This is a genomic window from Thalassobacillus sp. CUG 92003 (assembly GCF_013618635.1).
In the GTDB taxonomy this organism is placed as follows: domain Bacteria; phylum Bacillota; class Bacilli; order Bacillales; family Halobacillaceae; genus CUG-92003.
Map to the genome: position 1 here is coordinate 63,596 of NZ_JABLSJ010000016.1, position 18,145 is coordinate 81,740.

Here is an 18,145-nt window from a genome sequence, read left to right on the forward strand (position 1 = left end):
GAGATCATTTATCTTCAAGAATAAAATCGTTCACTTACCGGAAAAATAAAATGAAGGAGGGAGCATCTATGAACATCGCCATAATCGGAGCAGGGCTAGCCGGACTATCTTGCGCTCTAACATTAGAAAAGCACGGACACTCTGCTGATATATTTGAACAAAGTAAAACCATCGGCTTCAAGTTAAGAATCGCCGAATTGATGACACCCGTTCTCCATGCACCTATCAATGATGTCGTGCAGTTCTTTTCAGAACATCATGACATTCATCTGAAGCCAACCAGCTCCGTTCAAAAAATCCATGTCCACTCCCCTCATGCGTCTTCCTTTGTGGAAGGAAAATTAGGATTTATTAATATGCGCGGGGATCATCCGGAAGCTTACGAGAAACAACTGGCCGAACAACTGGTTCATAGTAAGATTCATTACAACCAGCATGTGAGCTATGAGGAGGTTGCCAAAGCCTACACACACGTGGTAGTCGCAACAGGTGATCCTATGGATACAGAAAAGTTCCAGCCTTTCGATACGGCATTTAAATCCACGTTCGCGGGTGCAATCGTGAGCGGGGATTTCAAACGCAATGAGGTTCACACGTGGTTTGACACGACCTTTGCTCCAAAAGGCATGGCCTACTTACTTCCCCATTCTGAATCGCAGGGAACGCTAGTCGTCGTGTATCCGCAGTACGAAGATACATTAAAGCAGGATCCAGATAAATTGTGGAAAGCAACCTTAGCACACGCCTCAGAAACACTTAATCAGACCATCGTAATTGAAGATGCATTCTCAATAAAAGATTACATCGTAGGAAAGTCAGCTTATCCTCGCATCGGCAATACGTTCTTTGTGGGGAACTGTTTTGGTGCTATTACGCCGTTCTTAGGCTTCGGCCAAACCGGTTCAATTTTGAGTGGCATCTATGCAGCTCAGGATATGTGCGGATTGGGTCAATATGAAGAGCTTACTCAGTCATTGTATCAAGATTACCATGATTCACTGACGCTCCGACGCGCCATAGAACGCCTAAGCAACCATCAACTGGATCTCGTCACAAAATCTCTTCGAATTAAAGCTGTAGAAAATGCCATAACCGAACCGAATATGAATGTACTTAAACTGATCAGTCGTATTATCCACCCGTTCAGCCGAAAATCCACTTGACTCTGCTGCTGTTTGGTTTTATTTGCATTCTTTCTCTGTTAGCATGAATATAAGGGCGTTAACATGCCATGTGAAGTAGTTTGGTCCTGCCATCCTCCATTTCACTATGACATCCCGATGATCATGTATTTATGCTGGCAGACTTGTTTGTTCTGTAGGGATGAAAGGAGGATCCATCATGAAACCGCGCATTTTATTGATTTCTGATAATCTACCCGAGACTAACTCATTACAGCGTACTTTGAGTGATCATAACGTCTACGTTCAATGTGATAATATTGATGGCTCTGATATCAGACACATTATTGCAAATCAACACATCAACCTTATTCTACTAGATGATTCATGCTTCTCTATGTTGGGATATCTAAATAGTGTCGCAAGAGAAACAGGCGTTATCCTTATACTCCATCGCCACGACGATGAGCTCATCAAAACGTCTATGAATTATAACGTCAAAGGATTCCTCTTGAAACCCCTCTACCCCGGTCTCATGTCTACAATCCACCATGCACTTCAGGGAGCGAACGATAACCATTAAAAAAAAGAGACGATCTTTACTCGACATGATCGTCTCTTTTTTTGTTCTGCACTGCCCTTTCATCATGATTGGAGCGAGCGTAAATAAGCATCCAGACATTCAAATTGAGAAGCCGTACCTTCAACCACGCCCATTTCTTTAACTTTGTGGAGATCAGCCTCTGTTTCAAACTGACTGCGTGTCACGAGAATCGTCTTGCCAGAGTCTTCGTTAAAGTTCATCGTTACTACTACCTCAGGCATTTCTTCAAAAACATTGCCTTCCTTATCACAGAAAACATCGGTGCAGACAATCTTTTCAGGAGAAATAATGTCATGATAAATCGCTTTTCCGCAAGCTTCCTGACCGAAAAAATCTCCCTGTTCCTTGTCCGTACAACGCATACAATAGTGCCAGACACCATTCGGCTTAAACTCGAATTGAATATTCTCCGTTTCCCAACCTTTTGGACCCCACCAATTCTCTAGATGCTCAGACTTAGCATAAGCCTCGAACACAAGATCTCTTGGCGCATTAAAAACTCTCTCCATTACGAGAGTCCGCCCTTCTACATGAGACTGTACACCCGTGTCGTGTTTGTTTTCCGGCATTTGGTTTCCTCCTCCTATTAAATTAAATAGAGCGCGATCCTCCTTTTCCGGTATTATTTTAAGTTTACCATACTAAATTCAAGGAAGTGTGGCGTTATAAAACTATGTCCATACGCGCTCCTTGAACCCCAATCACTGCTATGCATTTACCCTGGCCAAAATGAGGTGGCTATACGCTCAAGCATGAGACAATAGCCCAAAACAGGGACATAATCGCCCATGTTCGGACCAAAACCGCCCATCTCAGGGGCACAAGCGCCCAAGTAAGGCGGCGAATCGCCCATGCATGAGATAACCGCCCAACATCAGGCCATAATCACCCATACAGAAGAGTCGTCCAGCGTGATATCTTGAGACACTCCCTCCCCTATAAAAAGTAAACCCCAACTTATTTTCAAAGTGGGGGTTTTCTAATATCGATTAGGTTTTTATTCCACAGTGACACTTTTCGCTAAGTTACGCGGCTTATCTACATCACAGTCGCGATGCAGCGCGGCGTAATAGGAAATCAGCTGCATAGGCACTACTGACACGAGTGGGGTCAGGAGTTCGTGTACCTTTGGAATGATGAAGTTGTCGCCGTCTTTTTCAAGGCCTTTCATGGTGATGATGCATGAATTGGCGCCGCGGGCTTCAACTTCTTGAATGTTGCCTCGGATCGACAGGTTCACTTTTTCTTGTGTGGCGAGTCCGATGACGGGGGTGCCTTCTTCGATCAAGGCGATGGTGCCGTGCTTCAGTTCTCCGCCGGCGAAGCCTTCTGCCTGAATGTATGAGATCTCTTTCAATTTCAGGGCGCCTTCGAGTCCGACGTAGTAGTCGACGCCGCGGCCGATGAAGAAGCAGTTGCGGGTTGTTGGTAAAAACTCGCTGGCCAGCTCTTCAACGGCTTCTTTTTGATCGGTCAAGGCTTCCATGGCGTTAGCTACGATGCCGAGCTCTTGCATCGGGTCGAATTCGAGTTCGATGCCTTTTGCGCGTGCTGTGTCTACAGCTAGGATGGCGAGTACGGCCATTTGAGCTGTATAGGCTTTCGTTGATGCTACTGCGATTTCTGGCCCTGCGTGCAGGTGCATGGTGTAATCTGATTCCCGGGAAAGGGTGGAGCCTGGCACATTCGTAAGGGTCAGTGCCGGGTGTCCAAGTTCTTTCGTCTGGACTAATACAGAACGGCTGTCGGCTGTTTCTCCGCTTTGAGAGATATAGACGAACAGCGGCTTCTCTGAAAGAAGCGGCATATTATAAGAGAATTCGCTGGCGACGTGTACTTCGACCGGGATGTTGGCAAGTTTTTCAATGAACTGTTTGCCAAGTAAACCGGCATGGTAACTTGTGCCCGCGGCAATGATGTAGATGCGGTCGCATTCTTTCATGGCCTGGCGAATCTCAGGATCCAGTTTTATTTCATCGTTTTCGTTTTGATATTCTTGGATGATTTTACGAATGACAAATGGTTGCTCGTCGATTTCTTTCAGCATGAAATGCGGGTACATTCCTTTTTCGATATCCGTTGCATCAAGTTCAGCTGTAAAAGGGTCGCGATCGACTTTAGAGCCGTCCGGCTTCTGGATCGTGACCGCATCTCGTTGCACGATGACGGTTTCTTTGTCCATCAGTTCCAGAAATTGATCGGTTACTTGCAGCATAGCCATTGAGTCGCTTGCTACCACGTTGAATCCATCGCCGAGTCCAATCAAGAGTGGGCTTTTATTCTTGGCCACGTAGATGGTTTCTGGGTTTTGGGAATCGATCAAGGCGATCGCATAAGAACCTTTCAATAAATCGACGGCTTTACGGAAAGCCGCTGCGACATCATTCATTTGTTCGTTCAGGTGTTCAATCAGCTGGACGACGATTTCTGTGTCGGTCTCACTTTTCATAGCAACATTCGGTAAATACGCCTCGCGTACTTCCATATAGTTCTCGACGACGCCATTATGAACGAGAGTGAATTGGCCAGACGCGCTCTGGTGCGGGTGCGCGTTCTCATGGCTTGGCGCACCGTGTGTTGCCCAGCGCGTATGGCCGATTCCCATTGTTGCTTTCTTATTCTCATCGACTGCTTCACGTAAAGCAGCTATACGACCTTTGACCTTGGAAACATAAACCCCGTCGTCATTCAGCAGAGCAAGACCCGCTGAATCATAACCACGGTATTCCAGCTTCTCAAGTCCTTTCAGCAAAATCTCTTGTGATTGATCCTGTCCAATATATCCTACAATTCCACACATGTTGTTTGGCCTCCTCAAATTTTCCAAAAGGGGCAAACCAACACCCGCAAAACAGGGGCAGTGATTTGCCCCTTTCCCGTTTCGATTGATTTATTATGATGGCACTTCATCCCGGTCTTTTGTGCAAAGAGTTACCTCTAAGTTTTAAAACCCGGACATGCGGTTGAAGTGCGGCAACCGGGAGGCATCCGCCGAATACTCGATGAACCTCCACCTCGTCAACTATGCTTCTATTCCGTTCGAAACATAGCCCTGGCGCTTTTTTTAATATGATGCCGTGTTACCTTTCCTCCTTTAACCTCGTTAAAATGACGTCCCTGTATCATTAACCACGTTTGGACTCTGTTAAACCAAGCACAGGGATAATATTCATTTTACTCGAGAGAACAGGCTTCGGTCAATCTAAACATAAAATAGGGGGAGCATTAGTTTAAGATGATCCATGCTATTCCCTTGTCATAAAATATGCGCAGCTGCGCACCGGAGTGCGAACTGCGCATGGTGTATTTATTCTTCCTTCATACCAAGTTCTGCTTGCACAACCTCGACGACTTTAGCAACGTAAGTTTCACACTGATCAGTAGTCGGGGCTTCGACCATCACGCGTACGAGCGGTTCGGTACCAGAAGGGCGTACGAGCACGCGTCCGTCTCCTCCCATTTCTTCTTCCACCGCTTCGATGGCTTCTTGAATGCGAGGATGGGTTTGCACCCTATGTTTATCAATGACTTTGACGTTCTTGAGGACTTGCGGAAACTTTTGCATTTCTGCTGCTAGCTCTGACAAAGGCTTCCCGGTATCCTTGAGCACATTGACGAGCTTCAGTGCGCTAAGCATGCCATCCCCTGTCGTGTTGTGATCAAGAAAGATGATATGACCAGACTGCTCGCCCCCGAGGTTATACCCCCCACGGCGCATTTCTTCCATGACATACCGATCACCGACAGCCGTTTTATCGCTTTTCATTCCGGCCGCTTCAATCGCTTTATAAAAACCGAGGTTACTCATAACCGTCGAGACAACTGTTCCTTGCTTCAACGTTCCTTGTTGGTGCATGTGTTTGGCACAAATGTACATAATGTAGTCGCCATCGATGATATTTCCTTTTTCATCAATCGCAATCAAACGATCACCATCTCCATCGAAGGCAAGTCCTATGTCAGCTCCTTTATCAAGCACAAATTGCTGCAAGGCTTCCGGGTTGGTCGAGCCGACCCCATTGTTGATGTTCAGCCCGTCCGGCGAAGAACCAATTGAGGATATATCCGCTTCCAGGTCGGCGAACAAATGAGAAGCAAGCGATGATGTGGCACCATGGGCACAGTCTAACGCGATGTGAAGCCCCTCAAATTCATAGTCCACAGTCTGTTTCAAGTGCTGCATATACTTTTGGCCGCCTTCAAAATAATCGTTGATTTGGCCAAGATCAGACCCGGATGGACGCGGCAATTGATCATCCTCTGCGTCGATTAATGTTTCGATTTCGTTCTCCTGTTCATCGTTCAGCTTAAAACCGTCCGGACCGAAAAATTTGATGCCGTTATCCTCTACCGGGTTATGGGAAGCTGAAATCATGACGCCCGCTTCAGCTTGCAATGCTTTGGTCAAATAAGCGACACCAGGCGTGGAAATGATTCCTAGTCTCATCACCTCGGCACCAATCGACAGCAATCCTGCAGCCAAGGCCCCTTCAAGCATTTCGCCTGATATGCGGGGATCTCGCCCTATCAGTATTTTGGGGCGCTGAACATTCTTGGTCAGAGCGTATCCGCCATACCGTCCAAGTTTGAATGCTAATTCTGGAGTCAGTTCTTTGTTGGCAATGCCCCGTACTCCGTCTGTTCCGAAATATTTTCCCATGCGTGGTAACCTCGCTTTCATTGCTTTCCAATTGTTTTAAGTAATTCTAATCGTTGCGTTTTTATAATTGGCGGACAGTTGCACACCTTCTGGACCATTAAGACTGATCGGTACGTCATGTTCGCCTGCTTCAAGTCCTGAGGCATCAATCAAAACGCGAAGATCTTGGCGCGATATTTCTTCTATAACAGTCGTTTCGCCAGTAAGGGTCACATCTATTTGGTTCGAATCAGGTTCGAGAAAATCGACGGTCTGTTCCGCAGAAAGATTTGTCACTTCTATCGGAACGCCAGTTACAGTCTCGCTTGCACCAGCCACATTATCTTGCTCGCTAACAGCCGTTCCTCCTGTTTCTTCTGACTCGTCCACTTCAACTTGCACTTCTATCGTTTCAGGGTCGACGCTTACCACACCGTCCGGTACAGGTACGTCTACTTCAACAGTCGCATCTTCCGTAATTTCACTAACGTCAACTGGAATATCGGGTAATGCGTTCAGTTGATCAAGTACATCACTCGGGCCATATACAGTGACATTTTCCACTTGAGGCGTCAAGGAACTGACCGTCAAACCATCGGACGGTTGCCCTTGCGCTGTCACATTGAGCGGGAGTTCTTTGCTCGGGCGGGAAATCGGTACAGATAATTCTACACCGGATGGTTCGACAATGACATTCAGTTCATTTCCCTCCGAATCATATACTTTCACTGGCGCTTCAGTATTTTCAATCGATTCAGTGGACTGGCCGACATTCACCATCGCTTTTACGACCGCTACGCTATCAACCAGGCTCTGAGCACCGGTAATCGTTACTTCTGACGGCTCGATCTCTGGCTCACCAAGCTCATATTCTTCACCGATCTGGTTTTCGTTAATGAGATCCGCATCAACGCTGAAGTTCTCACTGACTCTTTCTTCCACTGTCACATCTACTGTCTCAGGCTCAATATTGACAGATAACCGATTGGATATACCACTGTGCTGGACGTTGACCGTATGGGTTCCGGGGCCATAATCAGTCAGATCAACAAAAACATTGAAGTTTTTCGTACGAGCAAGCGGCGTTATGACGCTATTTGGTCCTTCGACGGTCACACTGACATTTTGCGGCACACCCGTAACGGTATAATCGTCCTCATTAAAACGAACTTCCAGCGGAATATTGTTCAGAACCTTTGTTTCTTCAGATGCGTCATCAATCAAAAGGGCATCTGTTTCCATATTGTTATCCAAGTTTACCGAGATCCATAGTAACACGGCCAGGACAAATGAAACCAGTCGCAGTACCCACGGGCTGTTAAACCATCTATCCATTTTTCTTCCCCCTCCAGTTCCAAGCGTTCTGTGCAGGGTCTTTTATTGAATTGTCCAATTCACTGCGCAAAATATGCTCAAGTTGTTCCTGGGTGAGCTCACGATGTAATTCACCGTTTTTCGTACATGATATGTTTCCCGTCTCTTCAGAAACTATAATGGTCAGCGCATCGGTCACTTCACTGATACCAAGCGCTGCCCGGTGACGGGTACCGAGTTCTTTGGAGATGAACGGACTTTCAGAAAGCGGAAGATAACAAGCAGCTGCCGCAATACTATCTCCTTTAATAATGACGGCTCCATCGTGCAAAGGCGTGTTCGGAATAAAGATATTGGTGAGCAGTTCACTCGTTAAGTTACCCCCGATTGAAATACCTGTTTCCGCATAGTCTCCCATGCCCGTTTCTCTTTCAATGGTAATCAGGGCTCCGATTCGCCGTTTCGCCATATAGTTGCATGATTTCGTAATCGCTTGAATTTTTCGTTCCATTGTCTCATCTTCTGATGCAGCATTCCGACTAAAGAAACTGCCACGTCCCAGCTGTTCAAGTGCCCGTCGCAATTCAGGCTGAAATAAAATAATGATAGCGAGAAAACCCCAAGTAATCGCCTGCGACATCAGCCACCTGAGTGTGGTCAGTCCAAATAAATTACTCAATAACCAGATGGCGAGGATGACAAAAATCCCTTTTAAAAGCTGGACAGCCTTCGTCCCTCGTATCAGCATGATTAATTTATATACAACAAACCAGACAAGGGCAATATCAATTGCTATTAACAAATAATCTAGAACATCAAGTCCCCCATCAAGCATGTCTACACGTCCTTTTTATCTATAAATTGGTAACTTATCCTTAAGCCATAGCATTTTCCATTATACCATAAACCCTTCGTTTTAAGTATCAGCAATTCGGACAATTTAAAAAGGCTGTCTGTAAATTAACAGACAGCCCTGGATCATTCGTCATCCCCAAAGGAAAACACACCCTGGAACAAATTTTTCGTGTGATACCACATCCACTCGAAAATTTGATTCACTTCATTCACTTCACCACTGACATACGCTTGATATTTTTCTCCCTCTAATGGGTTCGGATCATCCTCGTGTACCATGTCGCCGTTAATCAGTGTTATATCTCCATCAATTTTCCCTTCAATTTTCAAGTCGCCATTTCTTACAACCAAGTCGCCGTTAACAGTGACACCCTCTGGTACGATCACGGTATTATCCTGAATCACCAAATTCTCCTGTTTTGATACGGTCACCTGCTGGTCCTGGTTCCAGGCCGAAAAGATGCCGCTGAACATCAAGATGAAAAATACCGCAGCCGACGTGAGAAAAGGGTGCTGATGAAACCATCGCTTATAATTCTTCCGTTTCTTTTCTTTTGGAAGATTATCCATGACATTGCTCGTAAAATTCGCTGGTGCTTGCACAGGTCCCGCATTTTGCACTAACGTGATGGAACGCTTTAATTCATGAAAATGATGTTGACATGCCGGACAATTTTGTAGATGGTCACGTAGTTTTCTCTCTTCTTCTTTCTTTAGTTCACCATCCAAGTACTTGTGCATTAAAGTGACAGCTTCATTATTACACGTCATTCCCTCTCAACTCCTTTACACATGACGAAGCCTTTTGCGTAAAGCTTCCCTGCCCCTATGAACACGGGTTTTGACCGTTCCGACCGGGATGTCCAACACTTCAGAAATTTCCTGAAGTGATAATTCGTCCAAATAACGGAGAACGATCACACCTCGGTATTTCGGAGGCAAGGCCAGTATCTCTTTATGAATATAGCTTTGCAGCTCTAAGCTTTCCACCTCTTCTTCAGGTAACGCTTGATCAGCTGCCAATTGCGAATACATATCCAATCCTTCGGTCCCTTTTACCTCGGCATCAAGATAGTAGTCTGGTTTTCGCTTGCGGATGCGGTCGATCGTCAAATTAGTGGCGATCCGGTACAACCACGTTGAAAACTTTCTGCGCTCATCAAACGTATGAATGTTTGTGTAGGCGCGGATAAAGGCTTCTTGCGCAAGATCCTCAGCCTCATAGGCGTTGCCAATCATGCGGAAGCAGATGTGGTAAACTTTATTTTGGTAAAAGGAAACAACGTCCTCAAATGCGGAACGGTCTCCTTTTTTAACCTGTTTGATTTTCTGCTTGATCATGTTTTCCATTAGCTATACCTCCGCTACACTTGCGGTCATTACCTGTTACGTATGACCCCGCTGTGAGGTTTCAAAAAAATTATTTTTTAATATTGTTTAGCCAGGGGGAAGCAGGGGTAGTTACAAGTTGTAACACCTATTTTACCTTTGAGGGAGTGACAGAATGGATACGGATTGCTTGAAGGAAGAAATTGAATCGTGCCGAAAGAAGATGTCTCAACTGGCCAGGACACATGAACTGAGTTCCCGTGTGGTGGTGGATGTCAGCGCCCAATTAGATAGACTCTTAAACCAATATCAATCATTAAAAGAAAAGGAACAGCACCTCACCCCTATGGGATAAGCTGCTGTTATATAGGCTACTTCAACTTCTCTCCTAATAATGAACCCATTAGCCCAACAGCCATTGAAGCTGTCTTATTCTTTTCATCAAGGATCGGGTTAACCTCAACAAACTCCGCCGACGTAATCATGTCAGATTCATGCAGCATCTCCATAGCTAAATGACTTTCCCTGTAGCTCAACCCGCCCATGACCGGCGTTCCGACGCCAGGCGCTTCATTCGGGTCAAGACCATCTAAGTCTAAACTTAAGTGTACACCATCTGTACGTTCTTTTAAATAATCAATTGTTTCTTGCATGACCTGGGACATGCCCAGCCGGTCAATCTCATGCATGGAATATACGGTAATGCCACGTTCTTTAATAAGCTTGCGTTCACCTTCATCAAGAGAACGAGCCCCCACGATGACTATGTTTTCCGGTTTGATTTTCGGCTGATACCCTAAGATGCTCGTAAGCTTTTCGTGACCAAGGCCTAAGCTCACCGCTAACGGCATGCCGTGGATATTGCCCGAGGGAGACGTATCACCGGAGTTTAAATCGCCGTGAGCGTCATACCAAATAACTCCAAGATTATCGTAGTGCCGGGATACACCGGCCAGTGTTCCGATTGCGATGCTGTGGTCCCCGCCTAATACGAGGGGGAATCGATTACCCTCCACAATCTCATTTACATATTCAGCCAGACGCACATTGCCTTCGGTCACTTCTTTTAAATTACGTAAATTGTCTTCAATTTCCGCGCCCTCACGACTATGCTGCGCGATATCAATATCACCTAAATCTTTAATATCATACTCAAGTTGCTCTAACCTTTCAAGAACACCAGCATAACGAATCGCGCTGGGACCCATGTCCACTCCGCGGCGATTCTGACCTAAATCCATGGGTACGCCTAATAGTGATAGTTGTTTGTTCATGTCCGTTGCCTCCTTTTTTGCATTACGTTTATTGTAGCCGTTTTCAAAGCAATGACTCAACCGGACATGATACTGCATATATATACGGGATTTATGATGGAAAAGACTGGACGCAAGGGGGCGTAAGTATGGTTATACGAACAAAGGTTCAAGCGCCCCGGGAGCTCCGACACGCATAAGCAAAACACCAGGAGGAAGGTGGTCTTTCCTTCCGCAGGGTGTGGGGCGCTTATGCGTGTCGGAGCTGGGCGCTGGAGCCGAACGTGGCTTATGAGGTATGTATGCAGGCCCCGAATTTTATGGTTTCCTAAGCAAAGAAAAAAGCTGACATAAGGGCATGTCAGCTTTTAACTATGATTGGTTGATTGTAAAGTGTAATGACTGGTGTAATGTGTTTTCCGATTCGGAGGACCCAAAACGGAAAGCTAGTATGGAATGGTGGAGCCTAGCGGGATCGAACCGCTGACCTCCTGCGTGCAAAGCAGGCGCTCTCCCATCTGAGCTAAGGCCCCACATGGAGCGGGAGACGGGATTCGAACCCGCGACCCCCACCTTGGCAAGGTGGTGTTCTACCACTGAACTACTCCCGCAGCTTATATGGTGAGCCATGGAGGATTCGAACCTCCGACCCTCTGATTAAAAGTCAGATGCTCTACCAACTGAGCTAATGGCTCTTCAAGGAGATAAGCCCAAAAAGAAAAGCCCTTTTTACATATGTGGAAAAAGGCTTCATGCTTACATAAGTATTTAAAAATGGCTGGGCCAGCTGGATTCGAACCAGCGCATCACGGTACCAAAAACCGATGCCTTACCGCTTGGCTATGGCCCAATAATATGTCCACTATGTACTATTTACATTTTTAAGAATAATATACCTGAATTTAAAAAAATAAAAATGGTGGAGGGAGCAGGACTCGAACCTGCGAACCCGAAGGAGCGGATTTACAGTCCGCCGCGTTTGGCCAACTTCGCTATCCCTCCATATTGCATATGTTGATGAATAGGCCAATAAAATAATGGTGCCGGCCAGAGGAATTGAACCCCCAACCTACTGATTACAAGTCAGTTGCTCTGCCAATTGAGCTAGACCGGCATATATGGGCATCTTATAGAATTTGCATGGTGGAGGATGCAGGGATCGAACCTGCGACCCCTTGCTTGTAAGGCAAGTGCTCTCCCGGCTGAGCTAATCCTCCGTTATAAATGGTGACCCGTACGGGATTCGAACCCGTGTTACTGCCGTGAAAGGGCAGTGTCTTAACCACTTGACCAACGGGCCTATTAAGCAGTTCAGCTGCTGATTTGCTTGTCCACTCTCGAAAACTGACGAATATAATTATATACAGATGACCCCTTTTTTGTAAAGGGGTCTTTTGAATTTTTTTTGCTTTTTTATGAGGGGGTGTGGAGGAGGAGGGGGATCTTGGGCAGTGGATCTGCTCGCTTGGGCGGTTCGCGCTTCTATTTGGGCGATTAATGCTAAACTTGGGCGGTTATCACCTCTTCTTGGGCGGTTCTGCTTCCACTTGTGCGATCAAAGCTCTCGTTAGGCCGCATTTCCTAACACGAGGGGGAAGCACTACAATAAAAAACCTCTGAAGCGGAGGTCGACCGCTTCAGAGGATCTATATAAGAGGGGGAAGTCAATTATTCTTCTACGTTAATGAAAAGTTTACCTTCGGCTGCTGCTTCTGTAAGGTTGCCGTAATCATCTTCAGCTTTTACGAAAATCTCCGCACCTTCGGCAACAAGGTTGGAGGTAGCTGTCCAGTAGCCTTCATAGTGCCCTTCTTCTGTTTCCATCATTGGAAGCTCTGTCGCTTGTGTTGTTGCGTTCGTAAGCGGCATCTTGATATAGAAGGTAGCATCCAGCCCTGGTGCAGAATCAAATTCAATTTTCACAGATTCACCAGCTTGAAGATATTTGTCATCTTCAGGCAAGACATTCGTGATTTCTGGTGCTTCAAAGTTGACGTCGACTGTGACCGTTTCAACGGTACGGTTGTCCGCTTTGTCAATGGCTCTAACTTTTATCTCGTTTTCACCTTGGTTGAGGAGAATCCGTTTAGAGTAAGAACCATCTTCATCCACGTCAGTCCGCTGACCGTTGACGATGAGGCGGTCAAGATTTTCTTCATCGACTTGTCCTGTCACGTTGACGACCTCTTTATTGATTTTCTCGCCATCTTCTGGAGATGTGATCGAGAGTTCTGGGTCTTCCTGATCTAGTGTGACTACGACTGGAGCAGAAGGATCGGTCGAGCCGTTATCAGCTGAGGATACGGCTACCAATTCGTTCTCTCCGTCATGCAATGCAACGTCGAGAGCAAATTGGCCATCTTCTCCTACTTCCGTGCTGGCAGCTTCTTCACCGTCGTTAAGCACGGTAAGCGTAGTCATTGGGGCTGCTGAGCCTTCGACGGTTACCGTTCCTTCATTCGTGAAGGACCCGTCTTCCGGCGACTCAATGACAGGTGCTTCGGCTGCGTAATCCACCATGGCACGGATCATGTAGTTGCCTTCCGCTTCAGGTGTTTTACTCCAGCTGCCATCTACATATTGCCAGCTGCGATCGACGTACTCGCCGTCTTCATCCGTACCCAGTCCTGGTGCATTCGGGTTCGGATCGGTTTGAATATAGACCATATAGAAATCGCCGGTTGCAACGATGCCTTTATCAGAAAGGTCCACTTGGGTCCATTCTCCATTTCGCAAGGCTTCGGCATCATATGGTCCACCGAGTTTGTTTCCAGGAGCTCCATCAGGGCCGTTGGCATCGTATACTTCAACTTGGAAGTCATTGCCTCCTGGTACTGGCCAATCTTCACCCCAGAAGCGGAATAGACCACCCGTTACCATGGCGCTCTCTTTTCCTTCTTCTAAGGACATTTTTACAGCCCAGCCGTTGCCAGCATCGTAAAATGCTCGTGCGTTTTCGGCTGATCCGTCATCATAACCAATTTCTCCAGGGTACCCAATGAATGGATCTAATTGAACATCAACAGTAACCGTAGAATCCGCTTCAATTGTCACGGGTACTTCTGTTGAATGATAGTTCGGCGCCATCACTTTTAGCGTATACTCGCCTTCATAAGCTTCAATTGCGTATGTGCCATCTTCACCCGTTTCAACAGGTTCAATCGCCGCATCCTCTAGAAGCATAAGGGTCGCACCTTCTATCGGCTCACCTGTTTGATCATTCGTTACCGTTCCAGTTATTTCACCTTGAGGAATCGGATCGAGTGTGAAATTAGTTTCGACTGTGCCGTCTTCTGGAAGCTGAACATCTTTTTGGCTAGGTTGATAACCATAAGCATCAGCTTGCAGCGTCAAGTCACCAGCTGCATGCAAGAGATTGAAACTTCCATCAGAAGGATCTGTGTTGACAGTGCTGTCGGATTCAAGCACTGTAACGGATGCATCCAGAGGCAGTAGGTTAGGCTGGCTGCCTTTCTCGACTTGACCATTGCTTAGTCCAGGTGCTTTGATATTTTTAACTGCTCCCGGCAAAAGTTTGTTCGGATTGACAGGTTTCTTTCTGCTGTCGCTGTTATTGATTTTTCCTAAGCTGTTCGTCTTCATTGCTTTTTTGGCTTGCCCTCTATTTTTAAAGTGAATGCCAATAGATGAGCTTTGTGATTGATCTGTCAACGTGACATCATCAATATACATGCCTTCATTTGTGACAATGAAGTCTGAATCAACGTGGAAGCCGACGAAGATATCTTCACCAGCGTAATCAGATAAATTGACTTCTTTTTCCTGCCAACCATCAGTTTCGCCGTTATATTCTTCGAGCTGCTCCCAATTTTCCATATCTGTTGAAACCACAACATGACCGTAGTCATAGTTGGACTCTAGATTGTGCCACGCATTGAATTGCAAGAAGGTATTTCCTTCAGGTACTTCAACCGGAGGCATTACTAACGTCATGTCAGCATCGTTACCGTGATCGCCTTCCAAGTTGGTTCCATAGACTTTTTCACCAGAGGCTGCTTCTTCAGGGCCCGCTTCGGGAACGCCCCACTCCCAGGAGTTCGCGCTTCCAAATGAGAACCATCCTGTCGGCGTCGTTTCAAAGTCTTGTTCATAACCAACTGAAATCGCATCTTTAACGGTTACTTCGTAGACGTCAGACTCGACTTCGTTATCACCAAAGTCTGTAATCGTCCACTTGTATTCAAGCAGATCGCCGCTCACTGCATCGGCTGGAATCGTTGCTTGATACGTTCCTTCTGCAAAATCGCCATCGACTAATTCAGCCGAAACTGTTTCCCAGCTGCCGTTATCTAAACGGAATTGCAAGTCAACAGAATCGATGCTTACATTGTCAGTGACATCAACTAACAGTGGCAGATCTAACCCCTCAAACGTTTCTTCAGGGCTTTCATGTTCAAAAGTCGGAGCTTCTTCGTCCTCTCCTTCTTTGTACACATGACCAGAGATTTCACCTAGTCCACTCACCACTGCAGAAACGGCTGTATACGCATTAACAATACCATGGCCAAACCCTTCGTTCGGATCTTCAGGGTATTGATCATCCGTAGCGGTGTCAGCTGTCTCTAGCATAACTTCTTCCAAGTCATCGACAGACAAGCCGCTGTCCGCTTGAAGCAATAAGGCTGCTGTTCCGGCCACATGCGGTCCTGCCATCGATGTACCGTTCCAGCCTCCTTCATATCCATCTCCAGGAACTGAAGAACGTATGTTAGCGCCTGGCGCTGATATATCAGGCTTTACTTCACCATCATAAGGAGAAGGCCCGCGAGAAGAGAAACTTGCTAGACCGTCGCTTGCAGTGGTCGCCCCAACCGCAATCGCCTCAGGATAGTTTGAAGGTGCTGCAATCGAACCATCAGCAGGTCCGTCGTTACCAGCGGAGAAAACCGGGACGATACCAGCTTCACGCCAGTTCTGCACCATTGGGCGATACCACTCATCTAATCCAGGTCCACCGCCCCAAGAGTTGTTGACAACATCAGGGGCCATTTCAGGGTGAGGGTTGCCTTCATCGTCCTTAGGAGACAAAATCCATTCACCTGCCGCAAGCAGATCAACGTCTGTCCCGCCGGCTGCCGTGAAAGCTTTGACTGCTATCCATTCAGCTCCCGGTGCAACACCGACTTGATTGGATCCATCAGCTTCATCGCCGACCATCGTACCCATGGTGTGCGTTCCATGACCTTGATCGTCGTAAGGAGCGTCTTCACCTGCTGTGGCATCAAACCAGTTATACTCATGGTCTAAATCTTCAGGATTCGAAGGGTCATAACCGCGATATTTCTCTAATAGTGCTGGGTGATCGCCTTGAACCCCAGTATCAATATTAGCGACTACCACGCCATTCCCGTCGATTCCAGTTTCCTCCCAAACTTGGGGAGCACCCACACGATCAATGTTCCATTCTGTGTCGGCAAGTTCTTGTTTAGCCAATTTATTTTGTTGCTTCTTGCTTGCCTTCTTCAATTCCGGATTTAATTGGCGTGTCCGGTTTGGCAATACTTTATCTACATCAGACATAGCTGCAATTTCTTTCATTGTTTTCTTATCACTCGTTACTGACATCGCATTCACAATGTAGTAAGATGAATATGACGCAACGTTGCCAGCTTTCTTAGCTTTTGTAAGAAAGTTCTCTAATGACTGTTGCGTTTCGATGGCAGTGGAACGAAGCTCGCTGACGACAGCAGAAGTTCTGATTCGTTTAACCTGTTGGGAGGTTAACGAAGCTTTATTTTTCTTCGCTTTTGTCACAGCTTTTTCCGCTGCTTTTTGTGTATTACCTTGCTCTTTCATTTTGACCAGATAGGTTACGTTTTTCTCGTCTTTAAATTGAGACAATAAATCGCTATTGATCTTATTGTTCAATTTCTGTCCATCTTTGAGCGATACGTTCGGGGATTTCTGGGTTGCGAAACTATTACTCGAAAACAGTGAGACAACCATTAGAATGGCTAAAGACAAACTGAACAATTTCAGCAATCTTTTTTTGCGCAAATCAATTCCCCTTTCTGGATTTTATTAACTCGCTTCCAAGACAAGTACTTATCTGAAAACCAATGTCACCTCCTTGATAATAGAGTCTAAATTTGAATATTCTTGGTGTTACATTAAAGTTACTAGAATATTACATAAAAAACTAGTAATATTCTGAAAAATAAGAACACATCACCACGAATTGTAATATTAAGATCAAAATGATAAATTTCTACCACATTTTGTCCAATCCATATATTCAATTTTCTCAGAGGCTTTTGGATAAGTGAAAATGTAGGCCTTTATAATTACATTATTTTGATTATTTTACATTTTTCAACAAGAATAGTCACGGTCCTGTGACTCCTTTTTATCGTTCATTTTCTCTAATTGCCACTGCTTCACCCCTTCTGAATTATTACAAGGAAACAAGGAGGCTTTAACTTTCGAACTATTAGTCGAGGCAAGCATCATAGCAATCCACCGCCACATATCGGTCTACTATACTGACATGTCGGTCACTTCGACGCTGATATCAGTCCAGCGGCCAATTTATCATTCTAAACCCTTCATATATCAGTCAAACCTGGCATTTTATCGGTCTGCCGCTGCATATCAGTCTAAAAAACTGAAATATAGCTCCCTGAACGCATTAGCGCAAATAGATGTTACCTCATAATAGCCACTCCAACGTAAAAAAGCTTCGCGTAAATGACGCGAAGCTTTTAATTATGTATTATTGTTGGTTGATATTAATAGGGATCATCCGAAACGTTTTATCGGAGAGCTTCCAGCCGGATTTGAACCGGCGACCCCTTCCTTACCATGGAAGTGCTCTACCACTGAGCTATGGAAGCATATGGCTCCACCGGCAGGATTCGAACCTGCGACAAATCGGTTAACAGCCGATTGCTCTACCACTGAGCTACGGTGGAATAATAGTAATGACCTAGCGGCGTCCTACTCTCACGGGGATCAACCCGACTACCATCGGCGCTGGAGAGCTTAACTTCTGTGTTCGGCATGGGAACAG

Annotated in this window: 12 protein-coding genes, 10 tRNA genes and 1 rRNA gene; 3 read left to right on the plus strand and 20 right to left on the minus strand. The window is 46.0% G+C overall.

Annotation, left to right across the window (positions count from 1 at the left end):
• Positions 1-68: 68 nt before the first annotated feature.
• Positions 69-1,163: an NAD(P)/FAD-dependent oxidoreductase gene (locus HOP45_RS18630; protein WP_181350895.1), complete on the plus strand. Its 1,095-nt coding sequence runs from the start codon at positions 69-71 to the stop codon at positions 1,161-1,163.
• A gap of 178 nt (positions 1,164-1,341) precedes the next feature.
• Complete coding sequence (locus tag HOP45_RS18635) at positions 1,342-1,704, plus strand: DNA-binding transcriptional response regulator (protein ID WP_181350896.1); 363 nt, start codon at positions 1,342-1,344, stop codon at positions 1,702-1,704.
• 62 nt (positions 1,705-1,766) lie between these two features.
• Here HOP45_RS18635 and HOP45_RS18640 read toward each other — a convergent pair whose 3' ends face one another.
• The 7 genes from HOP45_RS18640 to sigW all read right to left on the minus strand — a co-directional run bounded on the left by HOP45_RS18640 (position 1,767) and on the right by sigW (position 9,883).
• Complete coding sequence (locus tag HOP45_RS18640) at positions 1,767-2,294, minus strand: SRPBCC domain-containing protein (RefSeq protein ID WP_181350897.1); 528 nt, start codon at positions 2,292-2,294, stop codon at positions 1,767-1,769.
• 428 nt (positions 2,295-2,722) lie between these two features.
• The gene (gene glmS, locus HOP45_RS18645; protein WP_181350898.1) at positions 2,723-4,525 is read right to left on the minus strand and encodes a glutamine--fructose-6-phosphate transaminase (isomerizing); all 1,803 of its coding nucleotides are present in this window, start codon (positions 4,523-4,525) and stop codon (positions 2,723-2,725) included.
• A gap of 507 nt (positions 4,526-5,032) precedes the next feature.
• A complete protein-coding gene (gene glmM, locus HOP45_RS18650) occupies positions 5,033-6,385 on the minus strand; it encodes a phosphoglucosamine mutase (RefSeq protein ID WP_181350899.1) in 1,353 nt (450 codons plus the stop codon).
• 36 nt (positions 6,386-6,421) lie between these two features.
• On the minus strand, positions 6,422-7,699 hold the full coding sequence (locus HOP45_RS18655) for a CdaR family protein (protein WP_181350900.1): 1,278 nt from the start codon (positions 7,697-7,699) through the stop codon (positions 6,422-6,424).
• A complete protein-coding gene (gene cdaA / locus HOP45_RS18660) occupies positions 7,692-8,513 on the minus strand; it encodes a diadenylate cyclase CdaA (RefSeq protein WP_181350901.1) in 822 nt (273 codons plus the stop codon). The genes HOP45_RS18655 and cdaA overlap by 8 nt, the downstream gene beginning before the upstream one ends.
• A gap of 143 nt (positions 8,514-8,656) precedes the next feature.
• The gene (locus HOP45_RS18665) at positions 8,657-9,304 is read right to left on the minus strand and encodes an anti-sigma factor family protein (RefSeq protein WP_181350902.1); all 648 of its coding nucleotides are present in this window, start codon (positions 9,302-9,304) and stop codon (positions 8,657-8,659) included.
• Between the two features lie 15 nt (positions 9,305-9,319).
• Complete coding sequence (gene sigW / locus HOP45_RS18670; RefSeq protein WP_181350903.1) at positions 9,320-9,883, minus strand: RNA polymerase sigma factor SigW; 564 nt, start codon at positions 9,881-9,883, stop codon at positions 9,320-9,322.
• Positions 9,884-10,037: 154 nt separating this feature from the next.
• Between sigW and HOP45_RS18675 the strand changes: the two genes are divergently transcribed.
• Positions 10,038-10,217 (plus strand): aspartyl-phosphate phosphatase Spo0E family protein, encoded by a 180-nt coding sequence (locus tag HOP45_RS18675; protein WP_181350904.1) that lies wholly within the window; start codon positions 10,038-10,040, stop codon positions 10,215-10,217.
• 16 nt (positions 10,218-10,233) lie between these two features.
• Here HOP45_RS18675 and rocF read toward each other — a convergent pair whose 3' ends face one another.
• The 13 genes from rocF to rrf form a co-directional block, all read right to left on the minus strand.
• Positions 10,234-11,136 carry an arginase gene (gene rocF / locus HOP45_RS18680; RefSeq protein ID WP_181350905.1) on the minus strand — a complete coding sequence of 301 codons (903 nt, stop codon included), beginning with the start codon at positions 11,134-11,136 and terminating at the stop codon, positions 10,234-10,236.
• A 436-nt stretch (positions 11,137-11,572) separates the two neighbouring features.
• Positions 11,573-11,648: transfer RNA gene (locus tag HOP45_RS18685), tRNA-Ala, on the minus strand.
• Positions 11,649-11,651: 3 nt separating this feature from the next.
• Positions 11,652-11,726, minus strand: a tRNA-Gly gene (locus HOP45_RS18690).
• An 8-nt stretch (positions 11,727-11,734) separates the two neighbouring features.
• Positions 11,735-11,810: transfer RNA gene (locus HOP45_RS18695), tRNA-Lys, on the minus strand.
• Positions 11,811-11,890: 80 nt separating this feature from the next.
• Positions 11,891-11,965 (minus strand) — tRNA-Gln (locus tag HOP45_RS18700).
• A gap of 67 nt (positions 11,966-12,032) precedes the next feature.
• Positions 12,033-12,117: transfer RNA gene (locus HOP45_RS18705), tRNA-Tyr, on the minus strand.
• 36 nt (positions 12,118-12,153) lie between these two features.
• Positions 12,154-12,229, minus strand: a tRNA-Thr gene (locus HOP45_RS18710).
• Positions 12,230-12,256: 27 nt separating this feature from the next.
• Positions 12,257-12,332 (minus strand) — tRNA-Val (locus tag HOP45_RS18715).
• A gap of 8 nt (positions 12,333-12,340) precedes the next feature.
• Positions 12,341-12,415: transfer RNA gene (locus HOP45_RS18720), tRNA-Glu, on the minus strand.
• Positions 12,416-12,783: 368 nt separating this feature from the next.
• Positions 12,784-17,133 (minus strand): S8 family serine peptidase, encoded by a 4,350-nt coding sequence (locus tag HOP45_RS18725; RefSeq protein ID WP_181350906.1) that lies wholly within the window; start codon positions 17,131-17,133, stop codon positions 12,784-12,786.
• Positions 17,134-17,897: 764 nt separating this feature from the next.
• A tRNA-Thr gene (locus HOP45_RS18730) sits at positions 17,898-17,969 on the minus strand.
• Between the two features lie 3 nt (positions 17,970-17,972).
• Positions 17,973-18,047: transfer RNA gene (locus tag HOP45_RS18735), tRNA-Asn, on the minus strand.
• Between the two features lie 12 nt (positions 18,048-18,059).
• A 5S ribosomal RNA gene (gene rrf, locus HOP45_RS18740) occupies positions 18,060-18,145 on the minus strand; the annotation flags it as partial.

Coding starts and splice junctions, on each gene's coding strand:
- HOP45_RS18665 (WP_181350902.1), bottom strand. CDS start 9,304: ATGACGTGTAATAATGAAGCTGTCACTTTAATGCACAAGTACTTGGAT.
- glmS (WP_181350898.1), bottom strand. CDS start 4,525: ATGTGTGGAATTGTAGGATATATTGGACAGGATCAATCACAAGAGATT.
- rocF (WP_181350905.1), bottom strand. CDS start 11,136: ATGAACAAACAACTATCACTATTAGGCGTACCCATGGATTTAGGTCAG.
- glmM (WP_181350899.1), bottom strand. CDS start 6,385: ATGGGAAAATATTTCGGAACAGACGGAGTACGGGGCATTGCCAACAAA.
- HOP45_RS18675 (WP_181350904.1), top strand. CDS start 10,038: ATGGATACGGATTGCTTGAAGGAAGAAATTGAATCGTGCCGAAAGAAG.
- HOP45_RS18655 (WP_181350900.1), bottom strand. CDS start 7,699: ATGGATAGATGGTTTAACAGCCCGTGGGTACTGCGACTGGTTTCATTT.
- HOP45_RS18640 (WP_181350897.1), bottom strand. CDS start 2,294: ATGCCGGAAAACAAACACGACACGGGTGTACAGTCTCATGTAGAAGGG.
- HOP45_RS18635 (WP_181350896.1), top strand. CDS start 1,342: ATGAAACCGCGCATTTTATTGATTTCTGATAATCTACCCGAGACTAAC.
- HOP45_RS18630 (WP_181350895.1), top strand. CDS start 69: ATGAACATCGCCATAATCGGAGCAGGGCTAGCCGGACTATCTTGCGCT.
- cdaA (WP_181350901.1), bottom strand. CDS start 8,513: ATGCTTGATGGGGGACTTGATGTTCTAGATTATTTGTTAATAGCAATT.
- sigW (WP_181350903.1), bottom strand. CDS start 9,883: ATGGAAAACATGATCAAGCAGAAAATCAAACAGGTTAAAAAAGGAGAC.